Source organism: Streptomyces olindensis, from assembly GCF_040645895.1.
Classification (GTDB): Bacteria; Actinomycetota; Actinomycetes; order Streptomycetales; family Streptomycetaceae; genus Streptomyces; species Streptomyces olindensis.
Window position 1 is genome coordinate 57,301 of the sequence record NZ_JBEYZD010000014.1, and the last position, 19,167, is coordinate 76,467.

Below are 19,167 nucleotides of genomic sequence, written 5' to 3' on the forward strand. Positions count from 1 at the left end.
GGGGGCGTGGTCAGCGGTTGTAGGCGGGCATCGGGCCGCGCAGCCGGGCGCCGATCTCGTCGCAGGCCGCGGTGACGTCGGCGGGGAGCGGTCCGGCCGCGGCGGCCGCGATGTTGGCGCGCAGGTGCTCCGGCCGGGAGCCGCCGAGGAGCAGCGCGTCGGTGGAGGGGCGGTCCAGCAGCCAGCGCAGGGCGAGGTCGGTGAGCGTCAGGCCCGCCTGGGCGGCCACGGCGGCCAGTTCCTCGACGGCGGTGAAGAGCCGTTCGTCCCAGTACCGCTGCCGGTACATGGCGGCGAGCCGCGAGTCGCCGAAGCGTCCCGAGCCGGGCTCCTGCCCGAAGTGGTGACGGCCGGTCAGGAGGCCGCCACCGAGCGGGTTGTAGACCATGGTGCGCAGTCCGGTGACGGCCGCGTACTCGACGTACTCCTCCTCGACGCGGCGGGCGAGGAGGTTGTGCAGCTGCTGGGCGATCACCGGGCGCGGGGCGCCCACCTCGTCGGCGGTGCGGACGAGTTCGGAGATCTGCCAGGCGGCGTAGTTGGACACGCCGAGGGCGCCGATCTTTCCCTCGGTGGCGAACTCGGCGATGGTGGCGAGGGTTTCGGCGAGGGGGGTCGAGCGGTCGGGCTGGTGGAGGTAGAAGAGGTCGACGTGGTCGGTGCCGAGCCGTTTGAGGCTGCCGTCCAGGGCGGCGCGCAGTCCGGCGGGCGACAGGGGCGCGTGCTCGCCCTGGTCGGGGTGCGGGATGCCGGCCTTGGTGGCCAGCACGATCCGGTCGCGGCGGCCCGGCAGCAGCTCTCCGAGCAGCCGCTCGCTCTCGCCGCCCGCGTAGCCGTTGGCGGTGTCGACGCCGGTGAGGCCGGCGTCGAGCGCGGCGTCCAGCATGGCCGCCGCTCCCGCGCGGTCGACGGTGTCGCCGAAGGTCATGGTGCCGAGCACGAGCCGCGAGAGCGGGACGGTGCTGTTCGGCAGGGTGATGCCGGTGGTCACGAGGGGCTTCCTTCCGGTACGCGGCGGGGTTTCACGCCGTGGATGGCGGTCGGGTCGAGGGCGGCCCGGCGCAGGGCGCGGGTGTAGGGGTCGGCCGGGGCGGCGAGGACGGTCTCGGTCGGTCCGGCCTCGACCACCCGGCCGGCCCGCATCACCACGACGTCCGTGCTCATCTCGCGCACCACGCCCAGGTTGTGCGCGATGACGAGGTAGGCGATGCCGGTCTCCTCCTGCAACTCCCTGAGCAGGGCGAGCACTTGCGCCTGTACGGACACGTCGAGCGCGGAGGTCGCCTCGTCGCAGACCAGCACGTCGGGCCGGGAGGCGAGCGCGCGGGCGATGCCGATGCGCTGTCGCTGGCCGCCGGAGAAGTCGGCCGGGCGGCGCTGCAGCGCGGACGGGGGCAGGCCGACCTGGTCGAGCAGTTCGGCGGCGCGGCGGGCCCGTTCGGCGCGGTCGGAGACGCCGCCGAGGCGCAGGGGTTCGGCGACGATCTGCTGGGCGGTCAGGTGGGGGTCGAGGGAGCCGTAGGGGTCCTGGAAGACCATCTGCACGCGGCGCCGCAGCGGGCGGAGTTTCCGCTCGGGCAGGGTGGCGATGTCCGTGCCGTCCAGGACGATCCGGCCGGACTTCGGCGTGAGGAGCCGGACGAGGGCGCGGGCGAGGGTCGACTTGCCGCAGCCGGACTCGCCGACGACGGCGAGCGAGCCGCCCTTGCCGAGCCGGAAGCCGACCTCGTCGACGGCGCGGAACGGGCCGCTCGGGGTGGGGTATTCGACGACCAGGTCCTCGACGGACAGCAGCGTCATGGGGTGGCTCCCTCGATGGCGGTTCCGTCCTCGTCCCAGGCGCCCAGGCGGGGGACGGCGGCGAGCAGGTCACGGGTGTACGGCTCGGCCGGCCGCTCGACGATCTGCCCGGCCGGGCCCGACTCGACGAAGCGGCCGTCCTTCATGACGTGGATGCGGTCGGAGACGAGCCGGGCCACCCCGAGGTCGTGGGTGATCATCAGCATGCCGATGCCGGTGCGTTCCTGAAGTTCCATCAGCAGGTCGAGGACGCCCGCCTGCACGGTCGCGTCCAGGGCGGAGGTGGGTTCGTCGGCGACGAGGAGTTCGGGGTCGCCGGCCAGTGCGATGGCGATGAGGATGCGTTGCAGCATGCCGCCGGAGAACTGGTGGGGGTAGGACGCCCAGCGGGTCTCGGGGCGGCTGATGCGCACCTGTCCGAGCAGGTCGATGCCCCGTTCGCGGGCGCGTGCGCGGGAGAGTTCGGGGTGGCGCAGGCGGATGGCGTCACCGAGCTGCCGGCCGATGGTGTGGACGGGGCTGAGGGCGGTCATCGGGTCCTGCGGGATGAGGGACACGGTCCGTCCGCGGACGGCGCGGGCCGCGTCGGGGTCGGCGACGACGTCCCGGCCGCCGATGCGGACGCTGCCCGACAGGACGGCGAGCCCTTCCGGCAGCAGGCGCAGCACACCCATCGCGGTGGTGGACTTGCCGGATCCGGACTCGCCGATGAGGGTCACGGTCTCGCCGCGGCCGACGGTGAAGCTCACGCCGTCGACGGCCCGCACGACGCCGTGCGCGGTGATGAGTTCGATCTGGAGGTCGCGGACGTCCAGCAGGGGTGTCATGCGCGCGCTCCCTTCCGGCGACGGGTGCGGTCGCGCAGTCCGTCGCCCAGCAGGTTGACCCCGACCACGAGGAGGGCGATGACCAGGCCCGGCAGGGTGACCAGCCACCACGAGGTGGTGAGGTAGGCCTGGCCGTCGGAGATGATTCGGCCCCAGGTGGCGAAGGGCCGCTGCGGCCCGGCGCCGAGAAAGCTCAGCGCGCTCTCCAGCAGCACGGCCTGCGCGAGCAGGAGCAGCACGACGAGGCTCACCGGGCGTACGACGTTGGGGACGACGTGCCGGGTGAGGACCGACCAGCCGCGCAGGCCGAGGACGCGCGCGGCGGCGACGTACGGTTTCTCGCGTTCGACGAGCACGAGGGAGCGGGTCAGCCGGGCCACCTCCGGCCACTGCGCGACGGCGATCACGCAGGTGATGACGGTGACCGACGGCCCGAAGAGGGCGACCACGAGCAGCAGCATCATCAGCAGGGGCAGGGCGAGCTGGGCCTCCAGGAAGCGGGATACGAGCGCGTCGACCCAGCCGCCGAAGAACCCGGCGGCCGATCCGGCGACGATGCCGATCAGCCCGGACACCAGGACCGCGAGGACGCCGACCGACAGGGACACCTGGCCGCCGTGCAGGATGCGGGACAGCAGGTCGCGGCCCAGTTGGTCGGTGCCGAGCAGGTGCCCGTCGGTGAAGGGCGGCAGCCTGCGCTCGGACAGGTCCTGGGCGTTGGCGTCCGGCAGCGGCAGCAGGCTCGCCAGGGCGACGGGCAGGACCACGAGGGCCGTGCACACGGACCCGGCCCAGATCTTGAAGCGGGCGCCGCGCCGCTGCCGGGTCGCGGTGGCCCGGGCGAGGTCGCGGGCGGTGACGGCGCTGGGCCGCTCGGCGGGGGCGGCCGGGGCGGATGTGACACTGGCCATGGGTCAGGCCGCCTTTCCGAGTCGTACGCGCGGATCGAACAACGGGTAGGCGAGGTCGACGAGGAGCTGCACCAGGATTGCGAGCGTGGCCGTGACGAGGACGGTGGCCTGGATGAGCGGATAGTCGCGGGTCTCCAGGGCACGCACGACGAGCGAGCCGACGCCCGGCCAGCCGAAGACGACCTCGACGACCACGACGCCGTTGAGCAGGGCCGCGAACCGGGTGCCGAGGGCGGTGACGAGGGGGACGGCGGAGTTGCGCAGGCCGTACTGCCAGGTCAGGGCGCGTTCGGAGACGCCGCGGGAGCGGGCGACGGTGGTGTAGGGAGCGGCGAGGGCGGTGGTCATCTCGCGCCGCACCAGCCGTGATATCAGGGCGAGTTGGAGGACCGCCACGGTCACGGTGGGCAGGACGAGGCCGCTCCAGGAGGTGAAGCCGGAGGCGGGCAGCACCGGGAGGAGCACGGCGAAGACGGTCAGCAGCATCACGCCGGTCCAGAAGTCGGGCATCGACTGCCCCGTGATCGTCAGGACGTTCGCGCCCAGCTCCCGCTTGGTGTCGGCGCGCCGGGCCATCCACACGCCGAGCGGTACGGCGACGACGGTGGTGACCGCGATGGCGGAGACCGCGAGGGTGATGGTGTACGGGAGCCGGTCCATGACGACCTGGAACGCGGAGGCGTGGAAGGAGTAGCTGGTGCCGAGGTCCCCGGTGCACAGGTCGCGCAGGAAGATCCCGTACTGGGTGATCAGGGGTTCGTCGAGGCCGAACTCGGCGCGGATGCGGGCCAGGTCGGCGGCCGTGGCACTGGGGGCGGCGTAGGCGGCGGCCGGGTCGCCGGGGGCCAGGCGCAGCAGCAGGAAGACCGTGGTGAGGGTGAGGAAGACGGCCAGCAGGCTCTGGCCGATGCGGCGTGCGAGGTAGGTGGCCACGGCTCAGGCCTCCAGCCGGACGGCGGACAGGTCGTAGGAGTTGAGCTTGAGCAGGCCCAGGTCGTGCACGCGGTCGCGGCGGGCGAGCATCGTCTTGGGGGCGAACGCCCACAGGCTGGGCCAGGTGTTCCAGATGGCGTGCTGGACGTCGGCCAGCTTGCGGTCGCGGGCGGCGGCGTCGGCCTCGGTGGCGGCGTCCTCCAGGCGGCGCTGCACGTCGGGGATGACGTAGCCCATGTAGGTGTCGCGGGTGCGTTCCCGTTCGGGGGTGCCGCCGTACATGCCCTGGAGGGAGGTGAGGGCCTGGCCGGTGGTGCCGGGGAAGCCGTTGCCGATGACGTCCCAGTCGCCGGCGCGGCCCTGCCGCCACTTCAGGATGTCGCCGCCCGGTTCGAACTGGAGCAGGGAGGCGCGGACGCCGATGTCGCGGAACATGTCGGCGACGGCTTCCATGACGGAGCTGTCGGCGGCGAACTCGCCCGACTCCCAGATGACGCGGATCCGCAGGCCTTCCGCGCCCAGCGCCTTGAGCCGGGCCTTCGCCCTGCCCGGGTCGTAGGTGTACCCGCCGGTGCGGATCGCGCCCTCCAGGGCGAGCGGGACGACGCCCTGCGCCTCCTCCGCGGAGTCGGTGAGGACGTCCCGGATCAGCGCGTCGCCGTCGACGGCGTAGGTGAGGGCGCGGCGGACCCGGGGGTCGGCGAGGGGATGCCCCCGGGGTTTGCGGAAGTTGTAGAAGAGCTGGTTGATGCGGGCGCCCGAGGTCTCCTCGACGACGACGCCCGGCAGGCCGGTGAGCTGCTCGGCCGAGTCGGGCGTGAGGGTGTCGACGACGTCCAGTTCGCCGCTGCGCAGGGCGATGACCCGGCCGGCCTCCTCGGGCACGAAGCGCACCCGGACGGTGTCGACGCGGGCCGGGCGGCCCCAGTAGCGGGGGTTGCGGGCGAGGGTGTACTCGCCGGCGCCGCTGTTCGCCTCGATCACCTTGTACGGGCCCGAGCCGACGCCGCTCTGGAGTTCCTCGGGGCGGTTGGCGGCGGCCGGGGTGATGTGGATGTTGGCCATCAGCCGGTCGAGGACGGTCACGGGGCGCCGGGTGTGGAGCCTGAAGGTGCGTTCGCCGGTCTTCTCGACGGTGGGCAGCTCCGGGAAGAGACCGAGCAGGAAGGAGCCGTTGACCTTGCCGTACATCTCCAGGGCGGTGGCGACGTCCTCGACGGTGACGGGGCTGCCGTCGGAGTAGCGCACGCCGTCGCGCAGCCGCACGCTCCAGACCGTGGGCCCGGTCATCGTGAACCGGTCGGCTAGGACGGGCTGGACCCGCATGCCGGGGCCGATGCGGGTGAGGGCCTGGCGGACCGCGCGCTGCACGGTGACGGCCGCGTCGAACTGGTTGAGCTTGTTGTCCAGGCTCACCAGGGAGCGGTTCAGGCCGAGGGTGAGGGTGCCGGGGCCGGGGGCCCCGGTGGGTCCGGCGCAGGCGGACAGGGGACCGAGGGCGAGGCCCGTGCCGCCGAGCGCGCCGAGGCGGAGCAGGGTGCGGCGGCGGAGGGGCTCTCGCGGGGACAGGCGGTCCGGGGGTGCGTGGTGAGGGCTTGGGGTCATCGTCGACCTTCTCGCGTTCCGGGGGCGACCGGCTCGTGGTGTTCGTGCGGCTCTCGCCTCGGCCCGGCCGGGGGCCGGGGCGTCGGGGAAACGAACAGGTGTCGCGCCGGAAAAGGTGGCACGCTTGCGCGAAGTGCGCAAGGGGTCTCGCGCATTTCGCGCAAGACGTGCCATCATCGGTTGCCGAGGCAGCCCGACCGGGCCGCCCGAGGAGGTACCCGTGTCCCTCTCCGCAGCCGGCCCCGGCGGTTCCGCCCGGCCCGTGCTCGCCCTGGCCGACGACCTGTCCGGTGCCGCCGAGACCGCGGTCGCCCTGCGCTCGCCGGGCCGGATCCTGCTGGGGCCGGTCCCGGCGCCGGCGCCGCCCGCCCCCGGCGAGTCGCTCGTCCTCGACCTCGACTCCCGGCAGCGGCCCGCCGCCGAGGCGGCCCGTGCCGTCCGGGACGTCACGCTCTCCGCCCCGCCCGACGCGCTGCTGTTCAAGAAGGTCGACTCGCTGCTGCGCGGGAACCTCGCCGCCGAGGCGGCCGCGTACGCGCGGGACTGCGGGGGTGTGGTGATCGCGACGGCGCTGCCGCCGGCGGGGCGGACCGTGCGCGACGGTGTCGTGCGCCTGCGCGGCGTCCCGCTGCACGAGACGAACGCCTGGCGCGCCGAGACCCGGCCCGCCCCGCCCTCGGTGGCCGCCGCCCTCGGGGACCTGCCGTCGGCGCCGGTTCCGCTCACGGCCGTGCGCGGCGCACCCGGCGCACTGCGGGAAGCACTGCGTGCGTGTTTCGCGCAGGGACGGCATCCGGTGTGCGACGCGGAGACCGAGGCCGACCTCGACGCGATCGCCGGGGCGGCCCTCGAACTCGGCCCCGGGATACGGCTGTTGGGCACGGGCGGACTCGCGGGCGCCCTGGGACGCCTCCTCGGCGCGCACGACCCCCACTCCCCCGCCCCGGGTGACGTCGTACGGCCGCTGCTGATCGTCGTGGGCACGGCCGAGCCCGCCGCCCGCGGACAGGTCGCGCACCTGCTCGCGGACGGGGCCCACCACATCTCCCTCAGCACCCGCGAGCTCCTGCACTCCCCACGGCGGCTCGCACCTCCGCTCGCCGCCGTCACCGTCGTCCGCATCACCGGAGCGGCCGGCCCCGCCCTGGCACGCCGGCTCGTCGCCGCGCTCGCCGACACCGTCGCCGACGCGGCACGCGACTGCGACCTGGTCCTCACCGGGGGCGAGACCGCCCGCCGCGTCCTGGACGCCGTACGCGTCACCGACCTGCGCCCGGTGGGCGAGATCCATCACGGCGCCGTGCTCTCCCGCACGCCCGACGGCCGCTGGGTCGTCACCCGGCCCGGCAGCTACGGCGAGGCCGACTCCCTGCGGCGCATCGTCCGGGCCCTGCGCCCCGCACCCGTACGCCACGTTCCGACCGACCCCACAGGAGTAGCCCCGTGAACGCAGTCCCCTCCGCCGCCACCGCCGACCAGACCTCCGGGGCCGGCCGGCCGCTCCCGGTCATCGCGGTGACCATGGGCGACGGCGCAGGCATCGGGCCGGAGGTCATCGTGCCGGCGCTGCTGCACCCCGACACCCTGCGCGACTGCCGCCCCGTGGTCGTGGGCGACGCCGAGCGGCTCCGCCAGGCGGCCGGCATCCTCGGCATCGCCTGCGAGATCGTGCCCGTGGAGCACCCACGGCAGGCGGAGTTCACGCCCGGCCGCGTGCACGTGATCGACCTCGGGCTGCTCCCCGCCGACCTGCCCTGGGGCGAGCTGTCCGCCGTCGCGGGCGACGCCGCCTACCACTACGTGCGGGTCGCCGCGGAACTCGCCCTGCGCGGCGAGGTGGACGGCATCTGCACCGCGCCGCTCAACAAGGAGGCGCTGCACGCCGCCGGGCACCTCTTCCCCGGGCACACCGAGCTCCTCGCCCACCTCACGGGCGTCGAGGAGGTGTCGATGATGCTCTCCACGCCGAAGGTGAAGGTCATCCACGTCACCACCCACATCGGCCTGATCGACGCGGTGAACCGCATCGAGCCCGGCCTCGTGGAGCGCACGGTGCGCCGTGGCCACGAGGCGATGGTGCGCGCCGGGACCGCCCGGCCGGTGATCGGCGTCTGCGGCATCAATCCGCACGCGGGCGAGAACGGCCTGTTCGGCTACGGCGAGGAGGAGACGAAGATCGTGCCGGCGCTGGAGGCCGTCCGCGCCGACGGCATCGACGCGCGCGGACCGCTGCCCGCCGACACGGCGTTCTACCTCGCCTCGCGCGGCGACTACGACCTGATCGTGGCGATGTACCACGACCAGGGGCACGGCCCCGTCAAAGTCCTCGGCATCGAGGCCGGGGTCAACCTCACCGTCGGGCTGCCGGTGATCCGCACCTCCGTCGACCACGGCACGGCCTTCGACATCGCCGGAACCGGCCGGGCCGAGCCCGGTAGCATGGTCGAGGCCCTGCGCCAGGCCGCCGAGATGTCGACCGCTCCGGCCGCCCGCTGACCGTCTGCCGACGGCAGGTTCGTTTGCAGCCCAGGATCTCTGGCTCAGGACACCTAAGGACACCAAGACCGATGTCTGCGATCGGCTCCCAGGCCCGGCGCGACCGCATCGTCCACCTCGCCACCACCACCGGCCTGGCGAGCGTGGAGGAGCTCTCGCAGCTGTTCGGCGTGACGGCCTCCACCATCCGCCGCGACCTGGCCAAGCTCACCACCGACGGCCGCCTCGCCCGCACCTACGGCGGGGCCATGGCCCTCGCCGCGCACCCCGAGGCCTCCCTGCGGCAGCGCATCGGGGAGGCCTTCGAGGCCAAGCAGGCCATCGCCCGCTGGGCGGCGGCCCGGGTGCGGCCCGGCGAGACGCTGCTGCTGGACGCCGGTTCCACGGTCGGCGCGCTCGCCCACGAGCTGCGCACGGCCGAGGACCTCACCGTGGCGACCACCGGACTCACCGCCCTGCAGGCGCTGTCCGACGTCGAGACGGTCCACGTCGAGTGCCTCGGCGGCACCCTGCGCCCGCTCAGCCAGGGCTTCGTCGGCCCGCTCACGGAAGCCGCCCTGGAACGCATGACGTTCGACCGGGTCTTCCTCGGCACGGACGGCATCTCGCCCGAGCTCGGCATCTGCGAGGCCGACCTGCGCCAGACCCGCCTCAAGGAACTGATGGCCCGCCGCGCCGACCACGTCTACGTCCTCGCCCACGCCGCCAAGCTGGGCCGCCGCCCCTTCCACGCCTGGACGGCGCTGTGCGAGGGCTGGACGCTGGTGACGGACGACGCGGCCGACGAGAGCGTCCTCGCGGAGCTGCGGGCGCGCGGGGTGAGGACGGTGACGACGACACCGGAGCCGTCGCCGACCGGCAACGGCGACGGGTAGGAACGCCACTGCGCCCAGGCCCGGACCGCCGGCCGACCAGGGGCGACTGGTCGGAACACCCCTGCACTCAGGACCGGAGCGCCTGCGGTCGGCCACGGCGACCCGATCACAATGACGCTGCGCCCGGGACCGGACCGCCGCCCGCCCGCCCGACCGCCCGACCGCCCGACCACCCGACCACCCGACCACCCGACCACCCGACCACCCGACCACCCGACCACCCGACCACGGCAACGAGTCGGAACGCCGACCGGCACCACGGCGACGGGTCGGGGTCGGCCCCTCAGGGCCGCGCCGTGGCCGTCCCGCTGGGCGTCGCGGCCTCGCCGCTGCCGAAGCGGATGCCCTTGGCCTCCTTGCCCAGCGCGCTCAGCAGGATCACCACGGCCAGGGTCGGCACGATGGTCCACGCCATCGCCGACGGATAGCCGTGCCGCTCGGCGAGGGCCTCCTGGATCGGCAGGTTCAGCGCGGCGATCAGGTTGCCGAGCTGGTAGGTGACGCCCGGGTAGAAGCCCCGGACGGCGTCCGGGCTCATCTCGGTCAGGTGCGCCGGGATGACACCCCAGGCGCCCTGCACGCACACCTGCATCAGGAAGGACGACAGCATCAGCCAGCCGACCGTGGTGGACAGGACGAAGAACGGCACCACGACCAGACCCCCGGCCGCCGCGATCATGATCGTCCTGCGGCGCCCCAGCCGCTCGGAGTACGCCCCCAGCAGCACACCGCCGATGATGGCGCCGATGTTGTAGACCACGGCGATCGCGATGGAGGCGTTCGCCGACAGGTCCAGGCCCTTCTTCACGAAGGTCGGGTAGATGTCCTGGGTGCCGTGCGACATCCAGTTGAAGGCGGTCATCAGCGCGACCAGGTAGACGAAGCGCCGCAGCACCGCCGGGTTCCTGAACACCTGGTGCGCGGGCGTGCGGTTGAGCCGGACGCTCTTCTCCCACACCTCGCTCTCCTCCACCCGGCTGCGCACCCACAGGGCGACCAGGGCGGGCAGCAGACTGAAGGCGAACAGACCGCGCCACCCGAACACGGGCTCGATGACGAAGAACGCCACGGCGGCCAGCAGATACCCCAGCGAATAGCCGCTCTGCAGCAGGCCGGACCAGAAGCCGCGCCTCTCGGTGGGGATCTTCTCCATGGCCAGGGCCGCGCCGAGGCCCCACTCGCCGCCCATGCCGATGCCGTACAGCAGGCGCAGGACCAGCAGCACCGTGTAGTTGGGCGCGAAGGCGCAGGCGAAGCCGACGATCGAGTAGAAGACGACGTCGACCATGAGCGGCACGCGGCGACCCCTGCGGTCCGCCCACATCCCGAAGAGCAGGGCGCCGACGGGCCGCATCACCAGGGTCGCCGTGGTGAGGAAGGCCATGTCGGTGAGGGAGACATGGAAATCGTCGGCTATCTCGCTGTAGACGAGCACGACCAGGAAATAGTCGAACGCGTCCATCGCCCAGCCGAGATAGGCGGCCACGAAGGCATTGCGCTGGTCTTTCGTCAGACCCGCCGCCTGCCCCTTCACGGTGTTCAGCACTGCGGCCTCCCGGAGTTCGCAGCCGAGGCTAGGCACCGGGCCACGGAAATCGGGCAAAGCGCGGACCAGGATTGGGCCAAAGGTCGCCGAGGTAGCGGCCGGCGCGACGCCCCCCTGACGGCCGGGGACCCGCTGACGGCCGGGGACGCGCTAACGGCCGGGGACCCGCTGACGGCCGGGGACCCGCCTTCCCCGTGCGGTCGCCTCGTCCAGGAGGCGGCGGAAGGTGGGGCATTCCAGATGGCTCGGCGCCGGGCAGGCGGCGGCGTGCCGCAGGGAGTCGCGCAGCACGCCCAGTTCGCGGATCCTGCGGTCCAGTTCGTCGGCCTTGGCCGACAGCATCCGCCGGTCGATCCGCGGCCGGCCGTCCGGCGCGAACATCCGCGCGATCTCGTCGAGCGAGAACCCGGCCGTCCGCCCGAGCGCGATCAGCGCCAGCCGCTCCAGTACGCCGGGGTCGTACTGGCGGCGCAGGCCCCTCCGCCCGGTGGAGGCGATCAGCCCCTTCTCCTCGTAGAACCGCAGCGTCGAGGCGGGCACCCCGGCGCGCCGCGCCACTTCCGCGATGTCCAGGTCTGTCATTGCCTTGACCTCAAGTCGACTTGAAGTAGAACGCTGTCATCCCGACCCGACGAAGGCAAGCAGAAGGAGAGACGACATGGACGCCTCGCGCAGGAGCGACGACGCACAGGCCGCTCGGTGGAACGGGCCGGCCGGGCACGCCTGGGTGGATCTCCAGGACGTGCTGGACGAGATGTTCCGGCCCTTCGAGGAGCTGCTCGTGGAGGCCGTGTCCGCCGAGCGGGCGGGCCGGGTGCTCGACGTCGGCTGCGGCACGGGCGGCATCAGCCGCGCCGTCGCCCGACGGGGCGGTCACTGCGTCGGCGTCGACCTCTCGGGCCCGATGGTCGACACGGCCCGGGAGCTGGCCGAGCGGGAGGGCGTACCGGCGTCCTTCGTGCGCGCCGACGCGCAGGAGCACGCGTTCGAACCCGGCACGTTCGACGCCGTCATCTCGCGTTTCGGGGTCATGTTCTTCAGCGACCCGGTCCGGGCCTTCCGGAATCTGCGGAGCGCCGTCCGGGACGAGGGCCGGCTGTTCTTCGTCGCGTGGCGCGGCCCCGCGGAGAACCCGTTCATGACGACGGCCGAACGCGCCGCCGCGCCGTTCCTGCCGGACCTCCCGCCCCGCCGGCCGGACGAGCCCGGGCAGTTCGCGTTCGCCGACCGGGACCGGGTGCACCGCGTCCTGGCGGAGAGCGGCTGGGCCGGGATCGACATCCGGCCGATCGACGTGGTCTGCACGCTGCCCGAGCGGGAGCTGGTCCGTTACTTCACCCGGCTCGGCCCCGTCGGCATGATCCTGCCCGAGGCCGACGAGGAGACCCGCGCGCGGATCGTCGAGACGGTCCGCCCCGCCTTCGACCCCTTCGTGCGGGGCGCCGACGTCCGCTACACCGCGGCCTGCTGGATGGTCTCCGCGCGGGCCGGGGCCGCGAAACTTTCGTGAGGTCCGGCCCTCTTTTCGAAGCGCGGGCGCCCTGCGCATAGTGAGATCACGATGACGCAGAAGAGAGCCCTGGTTGTCCGAGGAGGGTGGGAAGGCCACGAGCCGGTCAAGGCCACGGAGCTGTTCCTGCCCTTCCTCCGGGACAACGGATACCTCGTCCGGGTCGAGGAGTCGACCGACGTCTACGCCGACAGCGCCGAGATGGCCGGCACCGACCTCGTCGTGCAGTGCGTGACGATGTCGGAGATCACCCGCGAGCAGGTGGCGGGTCTGAGCTCGGCGGTCGTGGCGGGCACCGGCTTCACCGGCTGGCACGGCGGCATCGCCGACTCCTTCCGTGCCTGTGCCGACTATCTCCACCTGGTGGGCGGCCAGTTCGCCACCCACCCCGGCAAGGAGCCCTGCGAGCGGCGGGGCGAGGCGGCGGACAACTTCCTGCCGCACACCATCGCCTTCACCGAGGCCGGCCGCGAACACCCGGTCACCGCCGGCCTGGAGGACTTCGAGCTGGACACCGAGCAGTACTGGGTGCTGCACGACGACCTCATCGACGTCCTGGCCACCACCACGCACCCCACCCGGCCCTGGCAGCCCTGGCACCGGCCGGTCACCTCCCCGGCGGTCTGGACCCGCCGGTGGGGGGCCGGGCGGATCGTGGTGACGACCCCGGGGCACAGCGCCGACGTGCTGGAGCACCCCACCGTCCGCACCGTCATCGAGAGGGGCATGCTGTGGGCGACGCGCACCGCATCGGCGTCGTAGGGCTCGGGGTCATCTCCCGCGCGTACCTGGACACGCTGGCCGGCCATCCCGCCGTGCGCGTCACCGCGGTCGCGGACCTCGACGCCTCCCGGTCGGCGGCGGTCGCCGCCGAGCTGCCCGGCGTCGAGGCGCTGCCCGTCGAGGAGTTGCTGCGCAGCCCGGACGTGGACACGGTCCTGAACCTCACCACGCCGGCGGCACACGCGGGGATCGCCCTCGGGGCGATCCGCCACGGCAAGCACGTCTACGGGGAGAAGCCGCTGGCGGCGGGCATGGACGAGGCCCGGGAGGTCATGGCGGCCGCCGCGCGGGCGGGCGTCCGGGTGGGCTGCGCGCCGGACACCGTGCTGGGCACGGGCGTGCAGACGGCGCGGGCGGCCGTGGCGGCGGGGAGCATCGGACGCCCGCTGTTCGCCTCGGCGGTGATGGTCACCCCGGGCCACGAACGCTGGCACCCGCACCCGGACTTCTACTACACGGCCGGCGGCGGCCCGCTGCTCGACATGGGCCCGTACTACCTCTCGTCCCTGGTCCACCTGCTGGGCCCGGTGCGGGCCGTGGTCGGGGCGGCCGGGCGGCTGCGCACGGAGCGGGTCATCGGCTCGGGCCCGCGCGCGGGCGAGCGCATACCGGTCGAGGTGGACAGCCATGTCTCGGGCGTGCTGGAGCACGTGAACGGAACGCTGACGACCCTCACGACGAGCTTCGACGGGGTGGCGACCACGGCCGCCCCCATCGAGGTGCACGGCGAGCGGGGCACCCTCGCGGTCCCCGACCCGAACCGCTTCGACGGCGAGGTCCGCCTGCACGCGCTCGGCGACACGCGGTGGCAGCCCCTCCCCGCGTCGGCGGGGTACGAGGACGGCGCCCGCGGTGTCGGCCTGCTGGACTTCCTGGCCGCGGACGGCCGGCGCGCGAACGGCGAGGTCGCCCTCCACGTGCTGGACACGATGACGGCCCTGCTGCGCTCCGCGGCCGAGGGGCGCCGGATCGAGCTGACGACGACGGCACAGGTGCCCGCGCCCGTGCCGCTGACGGCGGTGGCGGACTGGCGGGGCCAGGCGACTCCCAGCCCCGCGTGAGCGGCTCACGCCGGCCCCGCGTGAGCGGCTCAGTCCACGGGCCAGGTGTGCGCGGGGGCGTTCATGTGCATGTAGTCCATGTACGTCCTGGTCATCTGCCGCAGCGCCTCCCGCCGGTCAAAGACGCCCGCCTTCTCCAGGTGGCGCACCGTCTCGGCCTGCCACACGGCGCCGTTGCGGGCGGTGACGCAGCGCTGCTCGATGATGCCCAGCAGCGGTTCGCGCCACGGGTCGTCCATGCCGGCCAGCTCAAGGCCCCGGTGGGCCAGGGGCAGCAGGCGCCGCAACACCAGTTCCGTCACCGGCACTTCGCCCACGCCGGGCCAGTACAGCCGGGCGTCGATGCCGTCGCGGGCCGCGGTGTGCAGGTTCTCCTCGGCGACCGAGAAGGACATCCGGGTCCACACCGGCCGGTCCTCGTCGACCAGGGCGCGGGTGAGGCCGTAGTAGAAGGCGCCGTTGGCGATGATGTCGGCCACGGTGGGGCCGGCGGGCAGGACGCGGTTCTCGATGCGCAGGTGCGGGCCGCTGTCGGTGACCGCGTAGATGGGGCGGTTCCAGCGGTAGATCGTGCCGTTGTGCAGGGTCAGTTCGCCCAGCTGTGGCACTCCGCCGCTGTCGAGCGTCCGCTGCGGGTCCTCGTCCTCGCACAGCGGGAGCAGGGCCGGGAAGTAGCGGACGTTCTCCTCGAAGAGGTCGAAGACGCTGGTGATCCAGCGTTCCCCGAACCACACCCGGGGCCGTACCCCCTGCGCCTTGATCTCCTCGGGGCGGGTGTCCGTGGCCTGTTCGAACAGCGGGATGCGGGTCTCGCGCCACAGCTCCTTGCCGAACAGGAAGGGCGAGTTGGCCGCCAGGGCGATCTGCACGCCCGCGATGGCCTGGGCCGCGTTCCAGTAGTGCGGGAAGTCCTTCGGGGCGACCTGGAGGTGGAACTGGGTGCTGGTGCAGGCGGCCTCGGGGGTGATGGTGTCGGCGTAGGTCGACAGACGTTCGACGCCGTCGACCGTGATCCGCAGGTCCTCGCCGCGCGCCGCGAAGATCTGCTCGTTGAGCAGCCGGTAGCGCGGGTCCCCGGAGAGGGCGGCCTCGCTCACGTCCGGTTCTCCCAGGGTCGGCAGGATGCCGACCATGATCAGGTGCGCGCCCACGGCCGCGGCGCGGTCCTCGGCGTGGTTGAGCGCGTCGCGGATGGCCTGTTCCCAGGAGCCGGGGCCGCCGGCCGTGAGCTGCCGGGGCGGGATGTTGATCTCCAGGTTGAAGCGGCCGAGCTCGCTCGACCAGGCGGGGTCGGCGATGGCCTGGAGCACGTCGGTGTTCCGCATGGCGGGGAGCCCGTCGTCGTCCACCAGGTTGAGCTCGATCTCCAGCCCGACCTGGGGGCGCTCGCTCTCGAAGCTCGACTCGCGCAGCATCCGCGCCAGCACCTCGAGGTCGGTGTGCATCTTCTCCCGGTACCGACGGCGGTCCTCCCGTGTGAACACCAGGGCCGGCACATCCCGTCCCATGCGTCCTCCCGCGTTCCGTCGGTGGATGGCTCTCGTCCCAGCGTCGCACCTTGTCCTCACCCCCGCACCCACCTAGCCTGACTTTGTGCCGCGAATAAACAAAACCCGAATGCACAGTGCCGTGCCGGGCTACGGCAGCAACCCCCTCACCCGACTCCGTGTCGCACTCACCGTCTTCTTCGCCCTCGACGGGTTCGTCTTCGCCGGCTGGGTCGTCCGGATCCCCGCCATCAAGGAGCAGACCGGCGCCTCCGCCAGCGCCCTCGGCCTCGCCCTGCTGGGCGTCTCCGCCGGGGGCGTCATCACCATGATCCTCACGGGACGCCTGTGCCGCCGCTACGGCAACCACCGGGTCACCGTCGTCTGCGCCGTCCTGCTCTCGCTCAGCGTCGCCCTGCCGCCGCTCACCCGTTCGGCCCTGGCGCTCGGCCTGGTGCTGCTGCTGTTCGGTGCCGCGTACGGCGGGATCAACGTCGCCTTCAACAGCGCCGCCGTCGAGCTGGTGGCCGCGCTGCGGCGGCCGGTCATGCCGAGCTTCCATGCCGCGTTCAGCCTGGGCGGCATGATCGGCGCGGGGCTGGGCGGGCTGGTGGCGGGTTCCCTCTCCCCCGCCCGGCACCTGGTGCTGCTGACCGTCGTCGGGCTGGTGGTGACGGCCGCGGCGGGACCCACGCTGCTGCGGCACGAGCCTCCGGCGCCGCCCGAGCGGGAGCGGACCGAGCAGCGCGCCCCGCGCCGGCTCGACGGCCGCACCCGGTGGCTGGTGATCGTCTTCGGCGTGATCGCCGGGTGCACCGCGTACGGGGAGGGGGCGCTGGCCGACTGGGGCGCCCTGCACCTCGAACAGGACCTCGACGCCTCGCCGGGTGCCGCGGCCGCCGGCTACTCCTGCTTCGCGCTCGCCATGACGGTGGGGCGGCTGACCGGCACCACGCTCCTGGAGCGCCTCGGGCAGACCCGGACCGTCGTCGGCGGCGGCGCCACGGCGGCCGCCGGGATGCTGCTCGGCTCGCTCGCCCCCTCCCTGTGGGCGGCCCTGCTCGGGTACGCGGTCACGGGCCTGGGCCTCGCCAACCTCTTCCCCGTCGCCGTGGAACGCGCGGGCGCCCTCGCCGGCCCCGGGGGCGTGGCCACGGCCTCCACGCTGGGCTACGGCGGCATGCTCCTCGGACCGCCGGCGATCGGTTTCATGGCGGACTGGTTCACCCTGCCGGCCGCGCTGACCAGTGTCGCGGCGCTCGCGGCGGTGGCGGCGGCCGTGGGGGCGCTCGTCGGCGCGGCGGCGGGGCGGGCGGCCGGGAGCCGGGAGCAGCGGCCGCGGGGCTCCGCCGCGGACACACCGGCGTCCCCCGGCTGAGCGGACGGCCGCCGACCCGCTCCCCTCCCGCCTCCCTCGGCCGAGGGCCCAGCCGCGGACGGGCCCGCCTCTCCCCGCGCGCCTCTCGCGGGGGACGGGCCCACCTCTCCCCGCGGACGGGCCCGCCTCTCCCCGCGGACGGGCCCGCTTCTCTCCGCCGAAGGGCCCGCCCGGCACGGTCCGGCGATCCACTTCGGCGGGCCACGTCGGCACTGCCGTGTTCCTGGGTACCCGGGGCCACGCCCGTTGCGATCACCGGGCCGTAGCCATGGACAAGGAGGCAGACCCGTGACCGAACAGCAGCACCCCGGCGAGCAGCACCCGACACCGGAGTTTCCCTCCCAGGACCAGCCGCACCCGGGCTGGACGGGACCCATGGACCCGCCCCCGGACCACGGCGAGGAGTCCTACCGGGGCAGTGGACGGCTGGCCGGCCGCAAGGCCGTGATCACCGGCGGGGACTCCGGGATCGGCCGTGCGGTGGCCCTGGCGTTCGCCCGCGAGGGCGCCGACGTGCTCTTCACCCATCTGGACGACGAGAAGGACGACGCCGCCGAGACCGCCCGGCTGGTCGAGGAGTCCGGCCGCCGTGCCGTGCCCGTCTCCTGCGACGTACGGGAGGAGGAGAACTGCCGGGCGCTGATCGGCCGTGCCGTGGACGAGTTCGGCCGGATCGATGTCCTGGTGAACAACGCGGCGTACCAGATGTCGCAGCCCGACGGCATCGAGTCGATCTCCACCGAGCAGTTCGACCGGGTGATGCGCACCAACCTGTACGGCATGTTCTGGCTGTGCAAGATGGCCCTGCCGCACATCCCGGAGGGCGGCAGCATCATCAACTCGACGTCGGTGCAGGCCTACAAGCCCAGTCCGCATCTGCTGGACTACGCGACGACGAAGGGCGCGATCGTCACCTTCACGCAGGGCCTGGCCCAGATGGTGATCGACCGGGGCGTCCGCGTGAACGCGGTGGCGCCGGGCCCGGTGTGGACGCCGCTGATCCCCGCGACCATGCCGGACACCAAGGAGTTCGGCAAGCAGGCGCCGATCGGGCGGCCCGCGCAGCCGGCCGAGATGGCTCCGGCGTACGTCTTCCTCGCCTCGCAGGAGGCGTCGTACATCACCGCCGAGATCGTCAACGCGACGGGCGGGACGCCGTTGCCGTAGCGTGCCCGGAAATCCGGCGCTCGGAGCGCGCTCCATGCGGCAGACTCGGCGCCATGGAGACCGCTGAGTTGCTTCAAGCGCTGGAGACGGAGGGCCGGTTGCTCGCCGCGGCCGCCGAGGAGGCCGGGACGGACGCGAAGGTGCCGACCTGCCCGGGGTGGCAGGTGCGCGACCTGCTGCGGCACACGGGCGCGGTGCACCGCTGGGCCGCCTCGTACGTGACCGAGGGGCACACGGAGCGGCGCCCGCTGGGTGAAGCCCCGGACGCCGACGGCGCGGAGCTCGTGGCCTGGTACCGCGACGCCCACCGCCACCTCGTCGGCGCGCTGGCCGGCGCCTCGCCGGAGCTGGAGTGCTGGGCCTTCCTGCCCGCGCCGTCCCCGCTGGCCTTCTGGACCCGGCGGCAGGCGCACGAGACGGCGGTGCACCGGGTCGACGCGGAGTCCGCCCGCGGCGGCGGCACCACGGCCGTCGCCCCCGGCTTCGCGACCGACGGCATCGACGAACTGCTGCGCGGCTTCCACGCCCGCACCAGGAGCCGGGTCCGCACGCCCGAACCGCGCGTGCTGCGGGTCCGCACGGACGACACCGGCGCGGTGTGGACCGTCCGGCTCTCCCCGGAGCCGCCCGTGACCACGCGCGGCGCGGCCGCGGAGGCCGAGTGCGAACTGTCCGGCCCCGCCGGGCAGTTGTACCTGGCGCTGTGGAACCGGGGACCCCTGCCGTCGGTCACGGGTGACCGGGCGCTGGCCGAGCTGTGGCGGGAGACGTCGGGGATCTGACGCGCC

At 73.6% G+C, this 19,167-nt stretch carries 18 protein-coding genes; 9 read left to right on the forward strand and 9 right to left on the reverse strand.

Translation table 11 applies throughout. The features are described 5' to 3' along the window. Nucleotides 1-10: 10 nt before the first annotated feature. Genes ABZ948_RS11470 through ABZ948_RS11495 form a run of 6 tightly spaced genes read right to left on the reverse strand, consistent with a single transcriptional unit; the run spans nucleotide 11 to nucleotide 6,076 of the window. Nucleotides 11-991 (reverse strand): aldo/keto reductase, encoded by a 981-nt coding sequence (locus ABZ948_RS11470; RefSeq protein ID WP_359758692.1) that lies wholly within the window; start codon nucleotides 989-991, stop codon nucleotides 11-13. After that, nucleotides 988-1,800, reverse strand: coding sequence for an ATP-binding cassette domain-containing protein (locus tag ABZ948_RS11475; protein ID WP_359758693.1), 813 nt, complete (start codon nucleotides 1,798-1,800; stop codon nucleotides 988-990). Before ABZ948_RS11475 ends, ABZ948_RS11470 begins: the two co-directional genes overlap by 4 nt. Next, entirely contained in the window at nucleotides 1,797-2,627 is an 831-nt protein-coding gene (locus ABZ948_RS11480; RefSeq protein ID WP_359758694.1) for an ABC transporter ATP-binding protein, read from the reverse strand. The genes ABZ948_RS11475 and ABZ948_RS11480 overlap by 4 nt, the downstream gene beginning before the upstream one ends. Continuing rightward, a complete protein-coding gene (locus tag ABZ948_RS11485) occupies nucleotides 2,624-3,538 on the reverse strand; it encodes an ABC transporter permease (RefSeq protein ID WP_359758695.1) in 915 nt (304 codons plus the stop codon). Before ABZ948_RS11485 ends, ABZ948_RS11480 begins: the two co-directional genes overlap by 4 nt. Nucleotides 3,539-3,541: 3 nt before the next feature. Further along, a complete protein-coding gene (locus tag ABZ948_RS11490; RefSeq protein ID WP_359758696.1) occupies nucleotides 3,542-4,471 on the reverse strand; it encodes an ABC transporter permease in 930 nt (309 codons plus the stop codon). Between the two features lie 3 nt (nucleotides 4,472-4,474). After that, nucleotides 4,475-6,076: an ABC transporter substrate-binding protein gene (locus ABZ948_RS11495; protein ID WP_359758697.1), complete on the reverse strand. Its 1,602-nt coding sequence runs from the start codon at nucleotides 6,074-6,076 to the stop codon at nucleotides 4,475-4,477. A gap of 220 nt (nucleotides 6,077-6,296) precedes the next feature. On the opposite strand from ABZ948_RS11495, the gene ABZ948_RS11500 reads away from it, so the two are divergent. The 3 genes from ABZ948_RS11500 to ABZ948_RS11510 all read left to right on the forward strand — a co-directional run bounded on the left by ABZ948_RS11500 (nucleotide 6,297) and on the right by ABZ948_RS11510 (nucleotide 9,447). Then, complete coding sequence (locus ABZ948_RS11500) at nucleotides 6,297-7,523, forward strand: four-carbon acid sugar kinase family protein (RefSeq protein ID WP_359758698.1); 1,227 nt, start codon at nucleotides 6,297-6,299, stop codon at nucleotides 7,521-7,523. Beyond that, entirely contained in the window at nucleotides 7,520-8,572 is a 1,053-nt protein-coding gene (gene pdxA, locus ABZ948_RS11505; protein ID WP_359758699.1) for a 4-hydroxythreonine-4-phosphate dehydrogenase PdxA, read from the forward strand. The genes ABZ948_RS11500 and pdxA overlap by 4 nt, the downstream gene beginning before the upstream one ends. Before the next feature lie 71 nt (nucleotides 8,573-8,643). Next, nucleotides 8,644-9,447 carry a DeoR/GlpR family DNA-binding transcription regulator gene (locus tag ABZ948_RS11510; protein ID WP_359758700.1) on the forward strand — a complete coding sequence of 268 codons (804 nt, stop codon included), beginning with the start codon at nucleotides 8,644-8,646 and terminating at the stop codon, nucleotides 9,445-9,447. 283 nt (nucleotides 9,448-9,730) lie between these two features. Here ABZ948_RS11510 and ABZ948_RS11515 read toward each other — a convergent pair whose 3' ends face one another. Both ABZ948_RS11515 and ABZ948_RS11520 read right to left on the reverse strand, forming a co-directional pair. Then, nucleotides 9,731-10,993, reverse strand: a complete 1,263-nt coding sequence (locus ABZ948_RS11515) for an MFS transporter (RefSeq protein WP_359758701.1) — start codon at nucleotides 10,991-10,993, stop codon at nucleotides 9,731-9,733. A 150-nt stretch (nucleotides 10,994-11,143) separates the two neighbouring features. Continuing rightward, on the reverse strand, nucleotides 11,144-11,575 hold the full coding sequence (locus ABZ948_RS11520; RefSeq protein ID WP_359758702.1) for a helix-turn-helix domain-containing protein: 432 nt from the start codon (nucleotides 11,573-11,575) through the stop codon (nucleotides 11,144-11,146). A 76-nt stretch (nucleotides 11,576-11,651) separates the two neighbouring features. On the opposite strand from ABZ948_RS11520, the gene ABZ948_RS11525 reads away from it, so the two are divergent. Genes ABZ948_RS11525 through ABZ948_RS11535 form a run of 3 tightly spaced genes read left to right on the forward strand, consistent with a single transcriptional unit; the run spans nucleotide 11,652 to nucleotide 14,347 of the window. After that, entirely contained in the window at nucleotides 11,652-12,503 is an 852-nt protein-coding gene (locus tag ABZ948_RS11525; RefSeq protein ID WP_359758703.1) for a class I SAM-dependent methyltransferase, read from the forward strand. 51 nt (nucleotides 12,504-12,554) lie between these two features. Then, nucleotides 12,555-13,265: a ThuA domain-containing protein gene (locus ABZ948_RS11530; RefSeq protein WP_359758704.1), complete on the forward strand. Its 711-nt coding sequence runs from the start codon at nucleotides 12,555-12,557 to the stop codon at nucleotides 13,263-13,265. Next, nucleotides 13,235-14,347, forward strand: coding sequence for a Gfo/Idh/MocA family protein (locus ABZ948_RS11535; protein WP_359758705.1), 1,113 nt, complete (start codon nucleotides 13,235-13,237; stop codon nucleotides 14,345-14,347). Before ABZ948_RS11530 ends, ABZ948_RS11535 begins: the two co-directional genes overlap by 31 nt. Before the next feature lie 29 nt (nucleotides 14,348-14,376). Here ABZ948_RS11535 and ABZ948_RS11540 read toward each other — a convergent pair whose 3' ends face one another. Continuing rightward, entirely contained in the window at nucleotides 14,377-15,855 is a 1,479-nt protein-coding gene (locus ABZ948_RS11540) for a glutamate-cysteine ligase family protein (protein ID WP_359758706.1), read from the reverse strand. A 109-nt stretch (nucleotides 15,856-15,964) separates the two neighbouring features. On the opposite strand from ABZ948_RS11540, the gene ABZ948_RS11545 reads away from it, so the two are divergent. From ABZ948_RS11545 to ABZ948_RS11555, 3 genes are all read left to right on the forward strand, one after another. Further along, nucleotides 15,965-17,212, forward strand: a complete 1,248-nt coding sequence (locus ABZ948_RS11545) for an MFS transporter (protein ID WP_359758707.1) — start codon at nucleotides 15,965-15,967, stop codon at nucleotides 17,210-17,212. Nucleotides 17,213-17,500: 288 nt separating this feature from the next. Beyond that, nucleotides 17,501-18,379: an SDR family oxidoreductase gene (locus tag ABZ948_RS11550; protein ID WP_359758708.1), complete on the forward strand. Its 879-nt coding sequence runs from the start codon at nucleotides 17,501-17,503 to the stop codon at nucleotides 18,377-18,379. Nucleotides 18,380-18,432: 53 nt separating this feature from the next. Then, the gene (locus ABZ948_RS11555) at nucleotides 18,433-19,161 is read left to right on the forward strand and encodes a maleylpyruvate isomerase family mycothiol-dependent enzyme (RefSeq protein ID WP_359758709.1); all 729 of its coding nucleotides are present in this window, start codon (nucleotides 18,433-18,435) and stop codon (nucleotides 19,159-19,161) included. Nucleotides 19,162-19,167: the final 6 nt, after the last annotated feature.